The 15,154-nt window shown below is 50.8% G+C and carries 18 protein-coding genes; 6 read left to right on the forward strand and 12 right to left on the reverse strand.

Going from position 1 to position 15,154, the window contains the following annotated elements; all coding sequences use genetic code 11:
• Positions 1 to 342 precede the first annotated feature (342 nt).
• The 3 genes from IPI86_RS11175 to IPI86_RS11185 all read right to left on the reverse strand — a co-directional run bounded on the left by IPI86_RS11175 (position 343) and on the right by IPI86_RS11185 (position 1,766).
• Entirely contained in the window at positions 343 to 549 is a 207-nt protein-coding gene (locus tag IPI86_RS11175) for a hypothetical protein (RefSeq protein WP_345298092.1), read from the reverse strand.
• Positions 550 to 894: 345 nt separating this feature from the next.
• Positions 895 to 1,347, reverse strand: coding sequence for a hypothetical protein (locus tag IPI86_RS11180; protein ID WP_345298093.1), 453 nt, complete (start codon positions 1,345 to 1,347; stop codon positions 895 to 897).
• Between the two features lie 191 nt (positions 1,348 to 1,538).
• Positions 1,539 to 1,766 (reverse strand): hypothetical protein, encoded by a 228-nt coding sequence (locus IPI86_RS11185; RefSeq protein ID WP_345298094.1) that lies wholly within the window; start codon positions 1,764 to 1,766, stop codon positions 1,539 to 1,541.
• Between the two features lie 241 nt (positions 1,767 to 2,007).
• Here IPI86_RS11185 and IPI86_RS11190 point away from each other — a divergent pair, with 241 nt between their 5' ends.
• Together IPI86_RS11190 and IPI86_RS11195 are read left to right on the forward strand one after the other, a co-directional pair.
• Positions 2,008 to 2,265 (forward strand): hypothetical protein, encoded by a 258-nt coding sequence (locus IPI86_RS11190; protein WP_345298095.1) that lies wholly within the window; start codon positions 2,008 to 2,010, stop codon positions 2,263 to 2,265.
• Positions 2,262 to 2,450: a hypothetical protein gene (locus IPI86_RS11195; RefSeq protein ID WP_345298096.1), complete on the forward strand. Its 189-nt coding sequence runs from the start codon at positions 2,262 to 2,264 to the stop codon at positions 2,448 to 2,450. The genes IPI86_RS11190 and IPI86_RS11195 overlap by 4 nt, the downstream gene beginning before the upstream one ends.
• A gap of 506 nt (positions 2,451 to 2,956) precedes the next feature.
• On the opposite strand, the gene IPI86_RS11200 is transcribed toward IPI86_RS11195, so the two are convergent.
• The gene (locus IPI86_RS11200) at positions 2,957 to 3,190 is read right to left on the reverse strand and encodes a hypothetical protein (protein WP_345298097.1); all 234 of its coding nucleotides are present in this window, start codon (positions 3,188 to 3,190) and stop codon (positions 2,957 to 2,959) included.
• A 92-nt stretch (positions 3,191 to 3,282) separates the two neighbouring features.
• Between IPI86_RS11200 and deoC the strand changes: the two genes are divergently transcribed.
• From deoC to IPI86_RS11215, 3 genes are all read left to right on the forward strand, one after another.
• Complete coding sequence (gene deoC / locus IPI86_RS11205; protein WP_345298098.1) at positions 3,283 to 4,332, forward strand: deoxyribose-phosphate aldolase; 1,050 nt, start codon at positions 3,283 to 3,285, stop codon at positions 4,330 to 4,332.
• A gap of 125 nt (positions 4,333 to 4,457) precedes the next feature.
• Positions 4,458 to 4,607, forward strand: a complete 150-nt coding sequence (locus tag IPI86_RS11210; RefSeq protein WP_345298099.1) for a hypothetical protein — start codon at positions 4,458 to 4,460, stop codon at positions 4,605 to 4,607.
• A 43-nt stretch (positions 4,608 to 4,650) separates the two neighbouring features.
• Positions 4,651 to 7,185, forward strand: a complete 2,535-nt coding sequence (locus tag IPI86_RS11215) for an aldehyde dehydrogenase family protein (protein ID WP_345298100.1) — start codon at positions 4,651 to 4,653, stop codon at positions 7,183 to 7,185.
• Positions 7,186 to 7,232: 47 nt separating this feature from the next.
• Here IPI86_RS11215 and IPI86_RS11220 read toward each other — a convergent pair whose 3' ends face one another.
• From IPI86_RS11220 to IPI86_RS11240, 5 genes are all read right to left on the reverse strand, one after another.
• Positions 7,233 to 8,114, reverse strand: coding sequence for a sulfotransferase domain-containing protein (locus tag IPI86_RS11220; RefSeq protein ID WP_345298101.1), 882 nt, complete (start codon positions 8,112 to 8,114; stop codon positions 7,233 to 7,235).
• A gap of 311 nt (positions 8,115 to 8,425) precedes the next feature.
• Positions 8,426 to 8,710, reverse strand: coding sequence for a hypothetical protein (locus tag IPI86_RS11225; protein ID WP_345298102.1), 285 nt, complete (start codon positions 8,708 to 8,710; stop codon positions 8,426 to 8,428).
• A gap of 108 nt (positions 8,711 to 8,818) precedes the next feature.
• Positions 8,819 to 9,232 (reverse strand): OsmC family protein, encoded by a 414-nt coding sequence (locus tag IPI86_RS11230; protein WP_345298103.1) that lies wholly within the window; start codon positions 9,230 to 9,232, stop codon positions 8,819 to 8,821.
• 199 nt (positions 9,233 to 9,431) lie between these two features.
• On the reverse strand, positions 9,432 to 10,136 hold the full coding sequence (locus IPI86_RS11235; RefSeq protein ID WP_345298104.1) for a hypothetical protein: 705 nt from the start codon (positions 10,134 to 10,136) through the stop codon (positions 9,432 to 9,434).
• Positions 10,081 to 11,223, reverse strand: a complete 1,143-nt coding sequence (locus IPI86_RS11240) for an AAA family ATPase (protein WP_345298105.1) — start codon at positions 11,221 to 11,223, stop codon at positions 10,081 to 10,083. The genes IPI86_RS11235 and IPI86_RS11240 overlap by 56 nt, the downstream gene beginning before the upstream one ends.
• A 287-nt stretch (positions 11,224 to 11,510) precedes the next feature.
• Here IPI86_RS11240 and IPI86_RS11245 point away from each other — a divergent pair, with 287 nt between their 5' ends.
• The gene (locus IPI86_RS11245; RefSeq protein WP_345298106.1) at positions 11,511 to 12,086 is read left to right on the forward strand and encodes a YdeI/OmpD-associated family protein; all 576 of its coding nucleotides are present in this window, start codon (positions 11,511 to 11,513) and stop codon (positions 12,084 to 12,086) included.
• 11 nt (positions 12,087 to 12,097) lie between these two features.
• Here the strand turns inward: IPI86_RS11245 and IPI86_RS11250 are convergent, their stop codons facing one another.
• The 3 genes from IPI86_RS11250 to IPI86_RS11260 form a co-directional block, all read right to left on the reverse strand.
• A complete protein-coding gene (locus IPI86_RS11250) occupies positions 12,098 to 12,850 on the reverse strand; it encodes a Stf0 family sulfotransferase (protein WP_345298107.1) in 753 nt (250 codons plus the stop codon).
• A 36-nt stretch (positions 12,851 to 12,886) separates the two neighbouring features.
• Entirely contained in the window at positions 12,887 to 13,753 is an 867-nt protein-coding gene (locus tag IPI86_RS11255) for an EamA family transporter (RefSeq protein ID WP_345298108.1), read from the reverse strand.
• 110 nt (positions 13,754 to 13,863) lie between these two features.
• Positions 13,864 to 15,081, reverse strand: a complete 1,218-nt coding sequence (locus tag IPI86_RS11260) for a toll/interleukin-1 receptor domain-containing protein (RefSeq protein WP_345298109.1) — start codon at positions 15,079 to 15,081, stop codon at positions 13,864 to 13,866.
• Positions 15,082 to 15,154 lie beyond the last annotated feature (73 nt).

Here is a 15,154-nt window from a genome sequence, read left to right on the forward strand (position 1 = left end):
ACTGTCAAGGGATTTATTAACAGAAGATTTGGCAGATGTTTCTCGTTCATACTGGCCATGTGATGTTCCGTGGCCGACGAGCTATGTAGACTAAGGCCTTCGCGCTGATGACCGCTGCTGGCGCGGTGCCGATGCGGTTTAGCTTTCACTTCAGCTCATATGGTTGATCGCAGGATGTTGCCACGGCGCAGGGAATTCGGAATTCAATTAGCAGAGTCAACCAGCGAGCTCATCACTTCAGATTCGCGGACGTGGTTATCCTGTTCGAAAGCCGGGCATGAGCCGTCCTGGTCGTTAGAGATGCGCAACAAACGGTAAAGGAAAAGACACGCTCGACATCTATCAGATGGCTGACGATCTCTTTGATGGACCATTCCGCAGGTCGAATTGCGGAAGCAGGCTTGTTCGTCGGAAAGATCCCCCAAGTGCGGCATTAAGCTCATTGATCTGGATAGGCAGGGCGGCAATGACATCCCCACGCTCTGTGGCTCGTTGGATATAAGTCTGAATAGGGAAGCGTACTCTTCGGGAGTTAGGTGTGAGCATCATTTGATGCTCCTACAGGCAAGAAATATTTTATTTTTTTCCATTTGAGGAATTATCATACCTCCTGGCTAGCCCATTAGTTACAAAAATAAATTTTCAGATCCTGTCAAGCTCTTACAGTACATCATGTTTTGCTGATCTCTGACTTCTGGATAAAACAGAGACCAGCCCTCATTATCTGCCAACATCATGACTTTTAGAAGCGGGAACGAGGTTGGGTCAATAAAGCTCCTTCGCCTCGGCATCCGTTCTGGTGACTGGGGTGGGGTGGATTTTATCCAACAGCAAGCGAGATATGTAACAGGGCAGTTTTTACGATCAGTGTGGCAGGGTGTTTTCTCCAAATAGTTACTTCGATCTCAGAAAGGATTCTGGGAAGTTTCTGATTATCGGGTTTGGGCCACTGTTCACCCCCAATAACTGCAAAAGCCTTTGGCAGGTATATTCGCTCCACGGTTCGATCAATTCGGGGTATTTACTGGTGATGGAGAAACCAATCCGCGGCAATGTGGTAGCGGCAATGACCGCGCTTTGAAGGCATGCATCGTATCCACCCCGCCCGCGAAGGTGGGCTTTATCGATATCGTGGAACAGGATGATCCATTTCGCGATCTGCTTTTGTTCCAGAGATAATGCTTGAAATTCGGGCAGCATGTACATTCCCAGAAATACCATATCACATGGAGTGCAAGTGTGATGCCCTCTGAATAGGAGGCCATCTTTTTCCAACCCAGGAGCCGTTGCCTCGACATTATCCATGACTTCACTGTGAAGAATGACTTCCTCTTGCATCCAGTTCATCCAATTAAGTTCTCCTGATGACCGTCCTGACCAGATCAAGAATGAAATGATCCGAGAGGAAAGCATTCATCAGGAAGCCGAAAATTCCTACTTGAAACTCTCGCTCACCTCGAAAATAGTGATTTCCTGCACCAAGCCACACAGACAGGGCGTGGGATTCACGGCATTGAACACGCGGGGATTCAAGTTATTCATAAATTGATTACGTCCGAGTTGGTGGAGAAATTGCGTGGGACGATCGTCGCCATTCCTGCCTTGAACCCTGCTGGCTTGCGGACGTTGAGGTGCCAGCCTACTATCCCACTGGTGATCAGATCGTCTCTTTCCTGATGGACGTGCGCCGAAAACAGGCCGGGCCAAGGCTCCGCCTTATTTAAAGCCTTAAAACGACATACGGGCGGCTGTTCGAAGAGATCCAAGAGTACCACTTCCTTTTATTTTGATCTGCACTGTATGAGCGGGCGTTCATTGTCGTTCATCTTTCGTGACCGCATTTTTGTATCGTAAGGGCGATGAATCTGCTCGCAAGCGCCCCGGGGAAGTCAACATCAAATGGATGAAATATGGCGCGAGCGTATGGGCTACACTGTCACAACTGATTTTGCGGTTGAAAAAGCACATCAATGAAAAATTGCATCGCGCCTTACGGCGGCAGTAGCGATGTTGGCAGGCATCCCTGCATTGACAGCGGAGTTGAGCAGCCCGCACACACCGACTCCCGAAGTTGTAAATGCAGGTGTAACAGGTCTGCGGAATGTGATGCGCTGGGGCGGCATGTTGACGGCGAGATGGAACCGATCCGGGCAACAAGTGGTGGACCCTGGCTTCCCAACTCATCGGCGCAGTGTGGCGCGGGTGACGCAATCCTGCGTCGTTCACCATCTCAAGGAGCCGGGCGATTTTGTGAAGGTCGGTTGACCCGCTGGGTGGAAATGCGTGATGCGTGGGGCAGGTCAGTTGGGTGTGTTGAACTCGGAATACTATGGTTTGTCATCTCACGGCCGACGGGGATTTTGTATTATCCTGCGATGCCGCAATGGTTGTTGGCGATCCGCGATGAAGAGCCGCGTATCGGCGAAGATCCAGAAAAATATTTCGATTAACGATTATTTGAAAAGAATTATTGATCTTGTCCGCCAATTCTACGGACAGTCATGTTGGCATACGCCCTGCACCTTGGAAAGAGGTGCAGGTTGCTATTGGGATATGAGCAGCGGCGTATTCCTGGCTGCCTTTATGACACTGCCTGGCTCGAATTGTTTGCAAAAATATTTTGTGCAAGGATATCTGTCGGAGGCTTCTCCACCCACTACGAGAACAACGTCTTTTGAGGCTTGGTCACGAACGGCTGCGGAAAAATCCCTGCCTGCCCTTATATACCAATTCTAAAAATTCCTTGAGACCTTCTCCATACCCATTATCCTCCAGCCTATTGATATTTCTTAATATTCCCCTGCGGGCTAACACTCCAACTCAGGTGGGATTTGAACTTGAACGAAATAGTCGATCAAAGCCTTTCGCTGCGGGCGCGAGTCCGTCCCAAGGCTCTTCAAGGATAATATATTCAGAGGGGAAATTCTCGCTTTGCTTTCAGGGTGAATGATGCTCCTCATCGCCCCGTAAAGACTTTAAGATTGGCAACAAATTGGAGGGTTATGAATTCGTCAGGGTTTGCGCCGTTCTTGAGCCAATCGAGGGTAGGTGGGTGAATCGCATCTTCGGTGTAGTCATCAATAGTAGCGAGACCGCATTTCCAAATAAAGATACAAGTTGATGAACCAGGGGTGGTCTTCCCAGCTCCTGAGTCTCCACTGATCGCAATTACATAAGGTTGTTGGGACATACTTTCATTAACACGACGGTGGGGGCAAAGTTTTTGCGAATACAGCAACTCTTTCGCTGTATAATGATGTCAGACAATCATTTGGAGTTTTTATGACCAGTAATCACACTCGTAACCCCGGCACGCCCCTTGACCTTGATTGGGTGATGGGCGCGCACATCAACAAAAGCGCAGTGGAGCGACGCACCGCCACGCTCACAGGTCGCCGCACCGTGAAAAAGGACTGGCAGGCGGCATGGCTTTTACGCGCCATCACCAACATTGACCTGACCACCCTCGCAGGTGACGATACGCCTGGACGTGTCCATCGTCTGTGCGCCAAAGCGAAACAACCGCTGCGCCCCGATATGCTGGAAAAACTTGGATTGAACGGCGAGCGGATCACCGTTGGTGCGGTGTGCGTGTACCCCAACCGTGTCGCGGATGCAGTCCACGCGCTTCAAGGCTCTAACATTCCAGTTGCCTCTGTCGCGACAGGTTTTCCTGCGGGACAGACTCCTCTGCCACAGCGCATTCAGGAAATTGAGCAAGCCGTAGAAGCAGGCGCAAAAGAAATTGACGTGGTCATCGCCCGCAATTATGTCTTGACTGGCGACTGGCAAGCCATGTACGACGAACTGCAACAATTCCGCAAAGCCTGCGGTGACGCACACATGAAGACCATCCTCGCCACGGGCGAACTCGGTTCGCTCAAGCAGGTTTATCAAGCCAGCCTCGTGTCCATGATGGCAGGCTCGGACTTTATCAAGACATCCACGGGCAAAGAACCAACCAATGCGACTCTCGAAGTGAGTCTCGTGATGATCCGTGCCTTGCGTGATTATCTCGACCGCTTCGGCTACAAAGTGGGATTCAAACCCGCGGGCGGAATCAGCTCCGCGAAGCAGGCAATGGCGTGGCAGTCGCTGATGAAGGAAGAACTCGGCGATGAATGGCTGAAGAATGATCTGTTCCGCATTGGCGCGAGCAGCCTTTTGACCGATATCGAGCGGCAGTTGTATCACTACATCACAGGTCACTACGCGGCGAAACATCGGGGGGGGGGGGAAAGAAAAAAAGATGGTGTGCTCGATACGCCCCCAAAGGCATTCGGGGCTACTCACCACCAAGATGGAATAAAAGTTAGGGATGTATATTCTTGAATGCCTGATGGTTCTTATTATGTAGGCTCAACCAAATCTTGACCACGCTTTGTGCAACATCAATCGGGAAGGTTCAAGATATACATCAGGGCGACTTCCAGTGAAGTTGGTTTATGGCGAGGAGTATGACCGAGTTTCTGATGCCTATTATCGAGAAAAGCAAGTTCAAAGGGAAAAGAGAAGCGTTGACAGTGCTTCCACCTCTGGCAAAGAAGGAAGGCCCCGTTGGGGTAGGGCTGGGCTTTGCCCGCCTATCGGACAAAGACGGTCAATGAATTTGGGGGCGGAAGGACTCGACCACCGAGATAGGATGAAATTATGAGCAAAATACTTGAAATCTTCAACACCATGGAATACGGACCTGCGCCCGAAGCGCCTGATGCTGTCAAGGCGTGGCTGGATGAGCATGGACGCAAGTTCGGCTTGTTCATCAACAACGAGTGGGTGACGCCGAAGGGTGCGAAGTTCTATCCTTCTTACAACCCTGCGAATGGCGAGTTATTAGCCGAGACCACGCAGGCTGGACAAAAAGAAGTGGATGCGGCTGTGGGGGCGGCGCGTGAGGCGTTCAAAACTTGGAGCAAGACTCCTGGTGTGGTGCGTGCGCGTTATCTTTATGCGATTGCGCGCAACCTTCAGAAACATTCGCGCTTGCTGGCGGTGCTCGAAAGCATGGACAACGGCAAGCCGATCCGCGAGTCGCGTGATATTGATGTGCCTTTGTTGGCGCGTCACTTTTACTATTATGCGGGCTGGGCGCAGTTGATGGAAACCGAACTGCGCGATTATCAATCTGTCGGTGTGGTCGGGCAGATCATCCCGTGGAATTTCCCGCTGTTGATGCTGGCGTGGAAGATCGCGCCTGCGATTGCGATGGGCAACACGGTGGTGTTGAAGCCTGCTTCGTACACAAGACTTACTGCGTTGTTGTTTGCTGAAATTGTCGCCGAAGCGGGGTTGCCTGCTGGCGTTGTAAATGTCATTACTGGAAGCAGCAGCGCAGGCTCGATGATCGTTGAACATCCCGATGTGGATAAGATCGCGTTCACGGGTTCAACGGATGTCGGGCGCACGCTCCGCAAGCAGACGGCTGGCTCTGGCAAAAAACTCTCGCTTGAACTTGGTGGCAAGAGTCCATTTGTCGTGTTTGACGATGCCGATTTGGATGGAGCAGTTGAAGGGGTGGTCGATGCGATTTGGTTTAATCAGGGTCAGGTTTGTTGCGCAGGGTCAAGGCTGATTGTGCAGGAAAATGTCGCAGCGAAGTTTATCCAAAAATTAAAAAATAGAATGCAACACATGCGCGTGGGCGACCCGCTCGATAAGTCGATTGACATGGGCGCGATCGTTGACCAAAGCCAATGGGACACGATCGATGGTTGGGTGAAGACGGGCATTGCCGAAGGCGGCGAATGTTTTCAGCCGAATATCGCGCTGCCCGAAAAGGGATTGTTTTATAAACCAACTTTGATCACGGGTCTTGATCCCGCGGCGTCAACTGTGCAGGAAGAAATTTTTGGACCCGTGCTTGTGTCGCTTACTTTTAGAACGCCGAGCGAAGCCATCGAACTTGCGAACAACACGCGCTATGGTCTCGCGGCGAGTGTCTGGAGCGATAACATCAACCTCGCGCTCGATGTGGCGAGCAAGATCAAGGCGGGTTCGGTGTGGGTCAATTGCACCAATCAATTCGACGGCGCTTCGGGCTTCGGCGGCTATCGCGAGTCGGGCTACGGGCGCGAAGGCGGACGTGAAGGTCTGTTTGAATATTTAAGACCGACATGGATGGATCGTCCACGCCCTGAGTTTGTACTGGATGAAAAGAAGAAGTGGGGCGAACACGTGCCCACGCTTCCGACTCAGCCTGGGGTTGCTCGGGCAAATGGACATTCGCTTCCGCCGATAGATCGCACGCCGAAGATGTACATCGGCGGCAAACAGGTGCGACCCGACGGCGCGTACACTTCAAGCGTGTTGAGTGCGAAGGGAAAACTTGTTGGGCAGGTCGGTGACGGCAATCGCAAAGATATTCGTGATGCAGTTGAAGCCGCACACAAAGCGCGGACATCAGGCTGGGCGATGCGCCACGGATACAACCGCTCGCAAATTTTATATTTCATCGCGGAAAATCTCGATGCCCGCAACGCTGAATTTGTAAAACGCATCGTCGAAATGACAGGACGCACGCAGAAGTCCGCGCAAGCCGAAGTGGACGCGTCTGTTGAAAGATTATTCACCTACGCGGCATGGGCTGATAAATACGGCGGCACGGTGCAAGAGACCACCCTGCGCGGAATCACCGTCGCGGTCAATGAACCGATGGGTGTGATCGGCATTGCCTGCCCCGATGAAAATCCATTGCTTGGCTTTATCTCGCTCATGGCGCCTGCCATCGCACGCGGCAACAGTGTGGTGATGATCCCCAGCCAGAAATATCCGCTCTCCGCCATGGACTTCTATCAGGTGCTCGACACCTCCGATGTGCCTGGCGGCGTGGTCAACATCGTCACAGGTGACCGTGACCATTTGGTCAAGACCCTCGTCCAACACGAAGACGTGGACTCGGTCTGGTACTTCGGCTCGGCGGAAGGCAGTTACCACGTCGAGAACGAGTCCGCCGCGAACATGAAACGCACATGGACAGGCTACGGTCTGCCCCGCGATTGGATGTCCCGCGAGCAGGGCGAAGGTCACGAATTCCTGCACGAGGCGACTCAGGTCAAGAATATCTGGGTGCCGACGGGGAGTGAAGAGAGAGAATGGAGTTTGATGTTTGGAATATTGCCCCGCGGGGGGGTGGCGGGCCCCCCCCCCGCCCTTTTTCCCCCCCCCCCCGGGGCCCGGGGTCTTTGAGACTCCGGTTTGATGGCCTTGTTATGCTCCATCTGTACGCAGGGCGTTTAGGGCATGAGAACCCCGTCTCCAAAATCAAACTGCAGGCCCGTGTCTTTCATTTTTTCCATGAACAGCCTGTCCATCTGCTGGCTTTGTTCGGCGCTGAAATGATTCTGCCAATCGCCGATATCGCCTTTGCGGAAATGGGTTGGGACACCTTCGCGTTGGGGAACCCAGTTGAAGTTCGTGGTCTCGTTCGAGGTCATGGATTTGAAACTGCTCAAGGACACAACTGTGTCAATTAATTGCGGATCAGCTTGAAGGCCCAAAAAAGAGGCGATCCTGGCGACGCAGCCAGCGTGGTCACGTTTCATGTCTTCATATTTCAAGAACAGAATATTTTTCGTGTGTTGGCTGGCTTGCCACCACGGCAGGATGTGGTCAAAGTATGGGCCGCACCCAACGTCGCTTGTAAGAAAAAGCTGAAAGTGTTCCTCCCAGGTGCCTTCGTAGCCGAGTTTGCTTTGGTTGTGAAAATAAGTTGAGATCGCCACATCTTTAGGATTACGCGCCACGTATACAATTTTCGCAGTCGTATTCCCGAGGCTGGGCATGAGCGGGTAAGGCAGATGACTTGTGAACAGGCGGCGTTGCGGCAGGGTCTTCAAAAATTCGATCATGCCATTGGGGCGATGGGGCAGAGTCTCCAGCCAGGGGACGGCATCTGTGAGACGCTGTTCGCCTTGCACACCGTTGTTCACCAAAAGATGCACCATTTGTTCTGTCCAGGTTGTGCCTGAACGCGGATATGTGGTAACAAATACATCATCATCTTTTGCAACAAACTCTTTTTCGATCAGATCCATATCTGCCTGCGAAATAAAAACTGGAAATTTGATCTGCCCGCCTTTTCCGTCACTTACTAAATTGTATTGGAATTCTGCCATATTGAGTCTCCGTTAAAAATATTGATCAGTATTTATTAGAAACTTGAACACTAATTTACCGTCAAGGTTACTATGGTTGCCCAATAATATTTACATTACCACAATATCGATCAAGCTCAACGCTACTTCCGTCCCTGCTCGAAGCGTATTCTGAATTTCGGCGGGGTACTACCTCCTTGTTTCCCAAAGTACAACGGCAAAAGCACCCCCCTCCGCCCGCATCCGCGGGCACCTCCCCCAAATGCGACATAGAGGCTTTTTATAATTTCCAAAACTTCAGTTGTCGCATTTGGGGAGGGGAGGGTGGTTTTTTATGAAGGTAACGATGCCACTTCATCGAGAAAGGTCACCACGGGCGGGGCTGTCATTCCTCCGCGTTTTGTCACTTCACGGAATTCTTCAGATTGAAACATCTGCTTTGCCTTCTCAACGCTTTCAAAACTCAGGAGGACGTAGATCTCATTTTTATTGTCCGCTTGATGAAAGGCTTGTGCGCTCATGGAGCCATAGCTTTTGCGCAAAGCGGCTGCCTCTACAAAGACAGGCTTCCATTTTTCAATATCTTCTACAGTAAATCGTACAAGTGCAGTAATCATGATCTTTTTTTCCTTTATCCAATAAAGTGGTTTGTTGGAACAGCCTTGCGTTTGCTTGAATTTCCAGTAGAGATGGAAATCAATAAAACTACCGATCTCATACTATATTCAAGTGCTAATTATAATCTCGCTCAATTTGACATCCGTCCCTGCCCTGAGTGTATTCTGAATTTCGGCGACCGTGTCTGTGTATTCCATCAACGCGCGGATTTCCTCCTCCGTCCCTTTGGCATGGACTTTGGCTGAATAAGACACGTTCTTTGCGCCTTCGCCTTCCGCGCCGAAATCGCCGCTCACTTCCACTTCCACTTTTTCCACTGGGATATTCCGTTTCGCGGCTTCGCGGTAGATGTCATTGCAGTAGCAGGTCGCCAGCGCGAGGAAGAGCAATTCTCCGCCGTTGGCGCTGGAGCCGAGTCCGCTTGATTTTGGGGGAATGATGATGGAATGAGAATTATCGTTTGTGGTCAATGTAACGTGATGCTTACCTTCGCTATTGTCAACACGGGCGCTGATTTTCATTTATTACTCCTTTGGTTTTAAACAATAACTCACCTTACGCAGCCGACCATGATTCCCTGAGCGATAGCGAAGGGTCTCTGAGACAATTGTAGAGGTTCTTCGCTGCGCTCAGAACGACATTACGTAAGGTGAGACAATAAGAAAGCCTCCAAGATTTTACTCGGAGGCTTTCTTATTATCCATTAAAAATTTAGGAAAACTACATCAGCGCGACAAACTCTTCGCGTGACAAAGTCTCTTGCGCGAGCAGGGCTTGCGTTACCCGTTCCACCGCATCCCGCTTTTCGGTGACAATGCGTTTGGCTTCCTGATAACCTTCATCAAGAATCTCGTTGATGGCTTTGTCGAGCGCTTCAAATGTTTTTTGCCCAGCCTGTGACCCGCCAACTTCGTGCCGTTGGAATACCCGCAAACCGCTGATGCTCATTCCGAGGCGCATGACCATATCCTCGGCCAGTTGCGTGGCAACCTGCAAGTCATTGGATGCGCCGCTGGTGATGTCGTGGCAGAAGATTTCCTCTGCCACACGTCCGCCCATCAGACCGATGATGCGTGCCATGATCTGGTTGCGGAACATGAGGATGCTGTCCTGTTCGGGGAGCGCCATCGTAAAGCCGCCAGACTGTCCGCGCGGGATGATGGTGATCTTGTACACAGGGTCAGAGTGCGGAGTGGCGTGCATCACCACCGCATGCCCCGCTTCATGATAGGCAATGGTGCGCCGTTCGCTTTCGCTGATAATGCGGCTCTTTTGTTGAACGCCGCCGATCAAAGATTTTTCAACAGCTTCCTGAAAATCGAGCACAGAGATGACTTCATTGCCGCCGCGCACTGCGATGATCGCCGCTTCATTGACGATATTCGCCAGGTCCGCTCCGACCAAGCCGGGAGTTGATTTTGGCAATATCCATCAGATTCACATCCGCTGCCAGTTTTCGATCTTTGACATGCACCTCCAGAATGGACACGCGTCCCTTCACGTCGGGGCGGGAGATGGTCACATGGCGGTCAAAGCGACCTGCACGGATCAAGGCGGGGTCAAGCACATCCACGCGGTTGGTGGCAGCCAGGACGACCACTCCATCAGTGGCGGCAAATCCGTCCATTTCAACGAGCAGTTGATTCAGGGTCTGATCCTGTTCCATTTCGCCGCCGCCCCCGCCGCCGCCGTGACGCTTGCGTCCGACCGCGTCAATTTCATCAATGAAAATAATACACGGAGCTTTGGCTCGCGCTTTTTTAAATAAGGAGCGTACGCGGCTCGCGCCCATGCCAACGAACATCTCCACGAACTCAGAACCAGAGGTGCTGAAGAACGGCACGCCCGCCTCACCTGCAATGGCCTTGGCCAGCAAGGTTTTGCCAGTTCCAGGGTCGCCTGCCAAAAGAACGCCATGCGGCATCCGCGCGCCAATGCGCTCGTACAACTGATTATTTTTTAAGAAGGCAACGATATCGACCAATTCCTCACGGTTTTCGTCCATACCGGCAACATCGTTGAAGCTGAGGTTCGGGATCGCCCCTTCCACAAATTTTTTGCGACCAATGATCCCGCCGCCCATTCGCGTTACGGCAAAACCCATCATGCCAAGCATGGCAATGCTTATCACTGTGCTGATGATTTTGTCACTGGCGGCCATCTTTGACTGTACGACCTCATATTCCAACTTCGCCATCTGGCTTTTACTGACACCAAGGAATTGCATTTGTTCCAAAAAGGAAGTGGATTGGTCCCGTCGTGTTGTGTCCTCTGTCCCATCTTTGTAGTGGATGATCAGAGTGTCGCTGCCTTGCAGTTCCTCGATTCGTACCACTCGACCAGCTGATATGGCAGCCGCGACATTGCTCAACGCGATAGGTTCTTCCTGCATCATGGAACGGATGGACATTGTGCCAACAGCCACCAGCCCAATGATCAAAAGGATCAAGCTTGGCTTGCCGTATTTGTGGTTTTTAAAGAAGTTCAATAGCTGATTAACAGATTGTTTCATGTCTCCTCTTATGTTGATAAAGATTCAATGCAAACCGCATTGAATTCCATTTATGGTATCTTATTAAGAGGTGCCGGCAGTTAACAACTTCATTAGTTCTGATAACAAAGTTGGTAGGTAAATGGGTAAGATTCCGCTTCTAAGAGAACATGTCCGGAATATGGAGTTGGTTTTTTTATTAACCAACTCTCATAATGTCTTCACCCTGCCAGTGCCTCGCATTTTATTCTTCCCTGTCATCTCAATGAAGAGTCAGGAATTGAATAACAAGCGATAAAATATACGTTATGACTAAACTGATCGAACTTCCTACTTTACCGTTTGAATCCAAAAAGAAATTTGCAGAGTGGCTTGCGAAAAATCATGATAAGTCCGCTGGTGCCTGGCTTAAACTTGCCAAGAAGGATGCGGAGATTCCGTCCGTGACATATAAAGAGGCGGTGAATGTCGCTTTGTGCTATGGCTGGATCGATGGCCAGGCAAAAAGTTTTGACGATAAACATTGGCTTGTAAAATTCACACCGCGTAGACCAAAGAGTATCTGGTCGCAGATCAATACCAAAAGAGTGGAACAGTTGATTGCGAGTGGGGAGATGAAACCGTCAGGGTTGAAAGCTGTTGAAGCGGCGAAGCAGGACGGGCGTTGGGATGCGGCGTATGCGTCGCAGAAGACAATGACTGTCCCCGCGGATTTTCAGTCCGCGCTGGATAAGAACAAGAAAGCCAAAGCCTTCTTTGAGACTCTGACAGGTTCGAGACGATATATATTTTTGTTCAGAATTGAGACTGCGAAAAGGACGGAAACGCGTGAAAAGCGCATCCGCCAATTTGTGGAGATGTTGGAAAAAGGGGAAACGTTCTAAAGGCGCGCTCTCTACCAACCGCGATTAGGCCAGCCATTCTGGCGTTCTTCGCGGAAGCGCTGAACCCATTCTTCAGAAACAGTATCCGCTATTTTGGTCAGTGCAGGCAGAGCAATGGGCGCGGACTGTGAGTCCAGTCCGAGATAATCGAGGATCGTGCGCACGGTCCCTTCATAGTTTTGGATGAAGTCTTCGTAGAAAATATTCAGCGGGGTAATGCCGCCTTCGGCAAAGAATTCCTGAATCCCTGCTTCGCGCATGGAACATTCATTGTAGAGATGGTTGATGGCATCGAAGGAATACTTGTCGGAAAGGTCAACGGGATTGCGGACTTGCTCAGTTGGCACATGCCATTCTCCCGATTGGATCGCCCGCCACCACGAGACGGCCAGCCGTACCTTGTTACGGCGCGTCATGAAGATGTGGCGGTGATTGGGAAAGACTTGCTCCCAGATGGCTGTCCGCTCTGTTTGGGCAGACCCGCACGCAGGGAGGCTCCGAAGCGTTTCGGTCAATTGGCTAAAGTTCGGCTCGTAAAAGGAGTGACTGATGCCAAAGACTCCATTGGGCGTGCATCCAAGTTTGTATAAATACTCTTGAAGTTCGGCGTGACTTGTCTTTTTGAAAGTCGTCAGTAAGTCAGGCGGACAATTGAACCACTCACGCGGGACGCCTGCCATGCCGGTTGATTCGATGGCTTTATATAGTAAAGTGCTGCCTGTCCGCTGGGTGAACCAGATGGTGTAAGAGAGTTTTGGGGGCATGAATGTAATTCCTTTTTTCTTGGATTATTGTAAATTTCAAGCTTGCTGTTCTTCTTTCGCTGCCTTTGCGCCTCCAACCGCGCTCAAAACCACTCCACCGAGTACGACCAGTCCACCGATGAGGGCGAAGGCTCCCATGCTTTCCCCGTAGAACAGAAATACCCAAATGGGATTTAGCACGGGTTCCAGCGTGCCGATCAGATTCGCTTCCAAAGCAGGGATGTGTTTGATGCCCTGCGTGAAAAAGATGAAGGCAAGCCCAATTTGAAAAACACCAAGGAAGGCGAGGATGGACCAGCTTTCCACTGTCCACGTTTCCTTCAATACAAAGGGAATGCCAAAAGCAGCCGTGACCAGAAATGCAATGAGATTGCTCTCGGCTGGGTTGCCGTTTTTTTGGGCGCGGAAGGAGACCATCATCACAGCCGAGGTTACGCCGCTGAGAATGGCAAGCAGGTTGCCGTAGAAACCGTCTGTGCTGAGTTTGTCGCCGAAGAAGAGTGTCAATCCGAGGAAAATGATCAGCATCGAAAGCCAGTCTGTGCGAGAGGGCTTTTCACGCAGGAACCAGAATGCGAGCAGTACAACGTAAATGGGCGCGGTGTATTGCAGGAAGATCGCATTCGCTGCCGTGGTCAGTTTGGTGGAGGTGATGAACAGGAACTGTGTCAGGATGAACATCCCTGCTGCCAGTAACTGCCACATGCTAAAGCGGGTGGGGATGCGGCGCAGGTAGATGAGAAAAACGATGGCGGCAAAGAAGCTGCGTGCAGCCAGTATTGAGAGGGGCTGCCAATCCAAAATTTTGATGAATAGTCCGCTTGTGCTCCATAGAATGGCGGCGAGCGCAAGAAAAGAATCGCCTTGCGGCGTTCTGAAAGAGAATCCATGATTTATCCTCACACAAAGTTAGGGTTGATGCCCGATTATACGGCATCGTTGCAATCTTGCTCAAAAGGCTTAAAAATCAAGAGCCGCCTGTAAAAAGGCGGCTCCTGGAAAGGAACACAGATCTAAGGCTGGCTGATCGTGAGTGTGTCGATCCTGTTCTCAACTGGAACAAGCTTGCCAGAAGAAACACCGATCCCCACATAGCCTTCCTCCAGAACAAACCTATTATCGATCACGGTACTGATCTCATTACCATTGATCCACAATGAAAGGGTGCGGTCGTTGCAAATCACAGAGTATTCGTTGACATTTTTCCCAGCATTGATAAGGCTGGAGCCGCCATTGGCGATCAATGTGGAAATGGTCTTTGTTTTCTCGTCATTCCATTTGACATACAAAATCTGATACAGGCCGCCGCTGTCGAAATTAAATTCATACCAATCCTTGTCTATGTGATAACGGCAGATCACAGTGGCAACGCTGTTGAATTCGCCGCGGTTTTCGCTGCGGATATCAACACGAATATTATTGTAGGTTCTGAGTGTGTAATATGTGTAATAGTGCTGATCTTTGCTGTTGAGTTCGAATTTCATGTAGCTTTTTTCAACGGTTGTCTTCACTTCATTTTCAGTATCACCGACAATAAAGGAATCCCAGTTTTCCAAATCAGCATCAAAATCCAATGTAAAAAATTCAGGGATGACAACCTCAGGTTGAGCGGTTTGCGTGGGTGTCATGGTCGCTGCAATGGTCGCTGTTGCTGTGGCAGTCGCCGTTGGCGAAGCCGCAAAAGGGCCTGCTTTCAAGAAAAATGAACTCGCTACGAGCAGAGTGAATATTCCAAGGATGGCAAAGCCCCATACACGCGCTTTGGAGAAAGCCGAACCCGTGCCTTCATTCGCAGCGTTGTTTTTCACCAGTTCCAAATAATCGGAAATCGTATTGTAGAGGGTTTCAACCCCTTCTTTTTCATTTTGACGCAGATCAATGAATTGATGGTTGATCATACGCAAGGTCATGGTGGAACTTTCATCCCCGCGGAGCAGGACAGGGAAAATGCGCTTGTTATGCTGCTCGGCAAAGCTGACCTCACGACGCACCCACTCCGATCGTTTTGCCTCGGGTGAAAGAATGGCGATCACTGCACTGCATGCGAGGATCGCTTTTTCGATCTCCCGCTCCCATGCGGGGTTTCCTGGAGTGAGTTTTTCATTATCCACCCATACCGACAGTCCACGCTTGCGCAAGGCATCCGCCAGGCGCTGCTGGGCTTTCGAGTCTACTCGGCTGTAACTTATAAAAATTAACGGGGAAGGCGCGTCGGTCAAGTTGATCTCCATAAAGTTCGTTTCTCCACCGCACAAAACTGACTGGCCTTACTCATAAAACACCGCCGAGAACGGCGGCTTAAGC

The sequence above is a fragment of the Candidatus Villigracilis affinis genome, from assembly GCF_016705895.1.
Lineage (GTDB): Bacteria > Chloroflexota > Anaerolineae > Anaerolineales > Villigracilaceae > Villigracilis > Villigracilis affinis.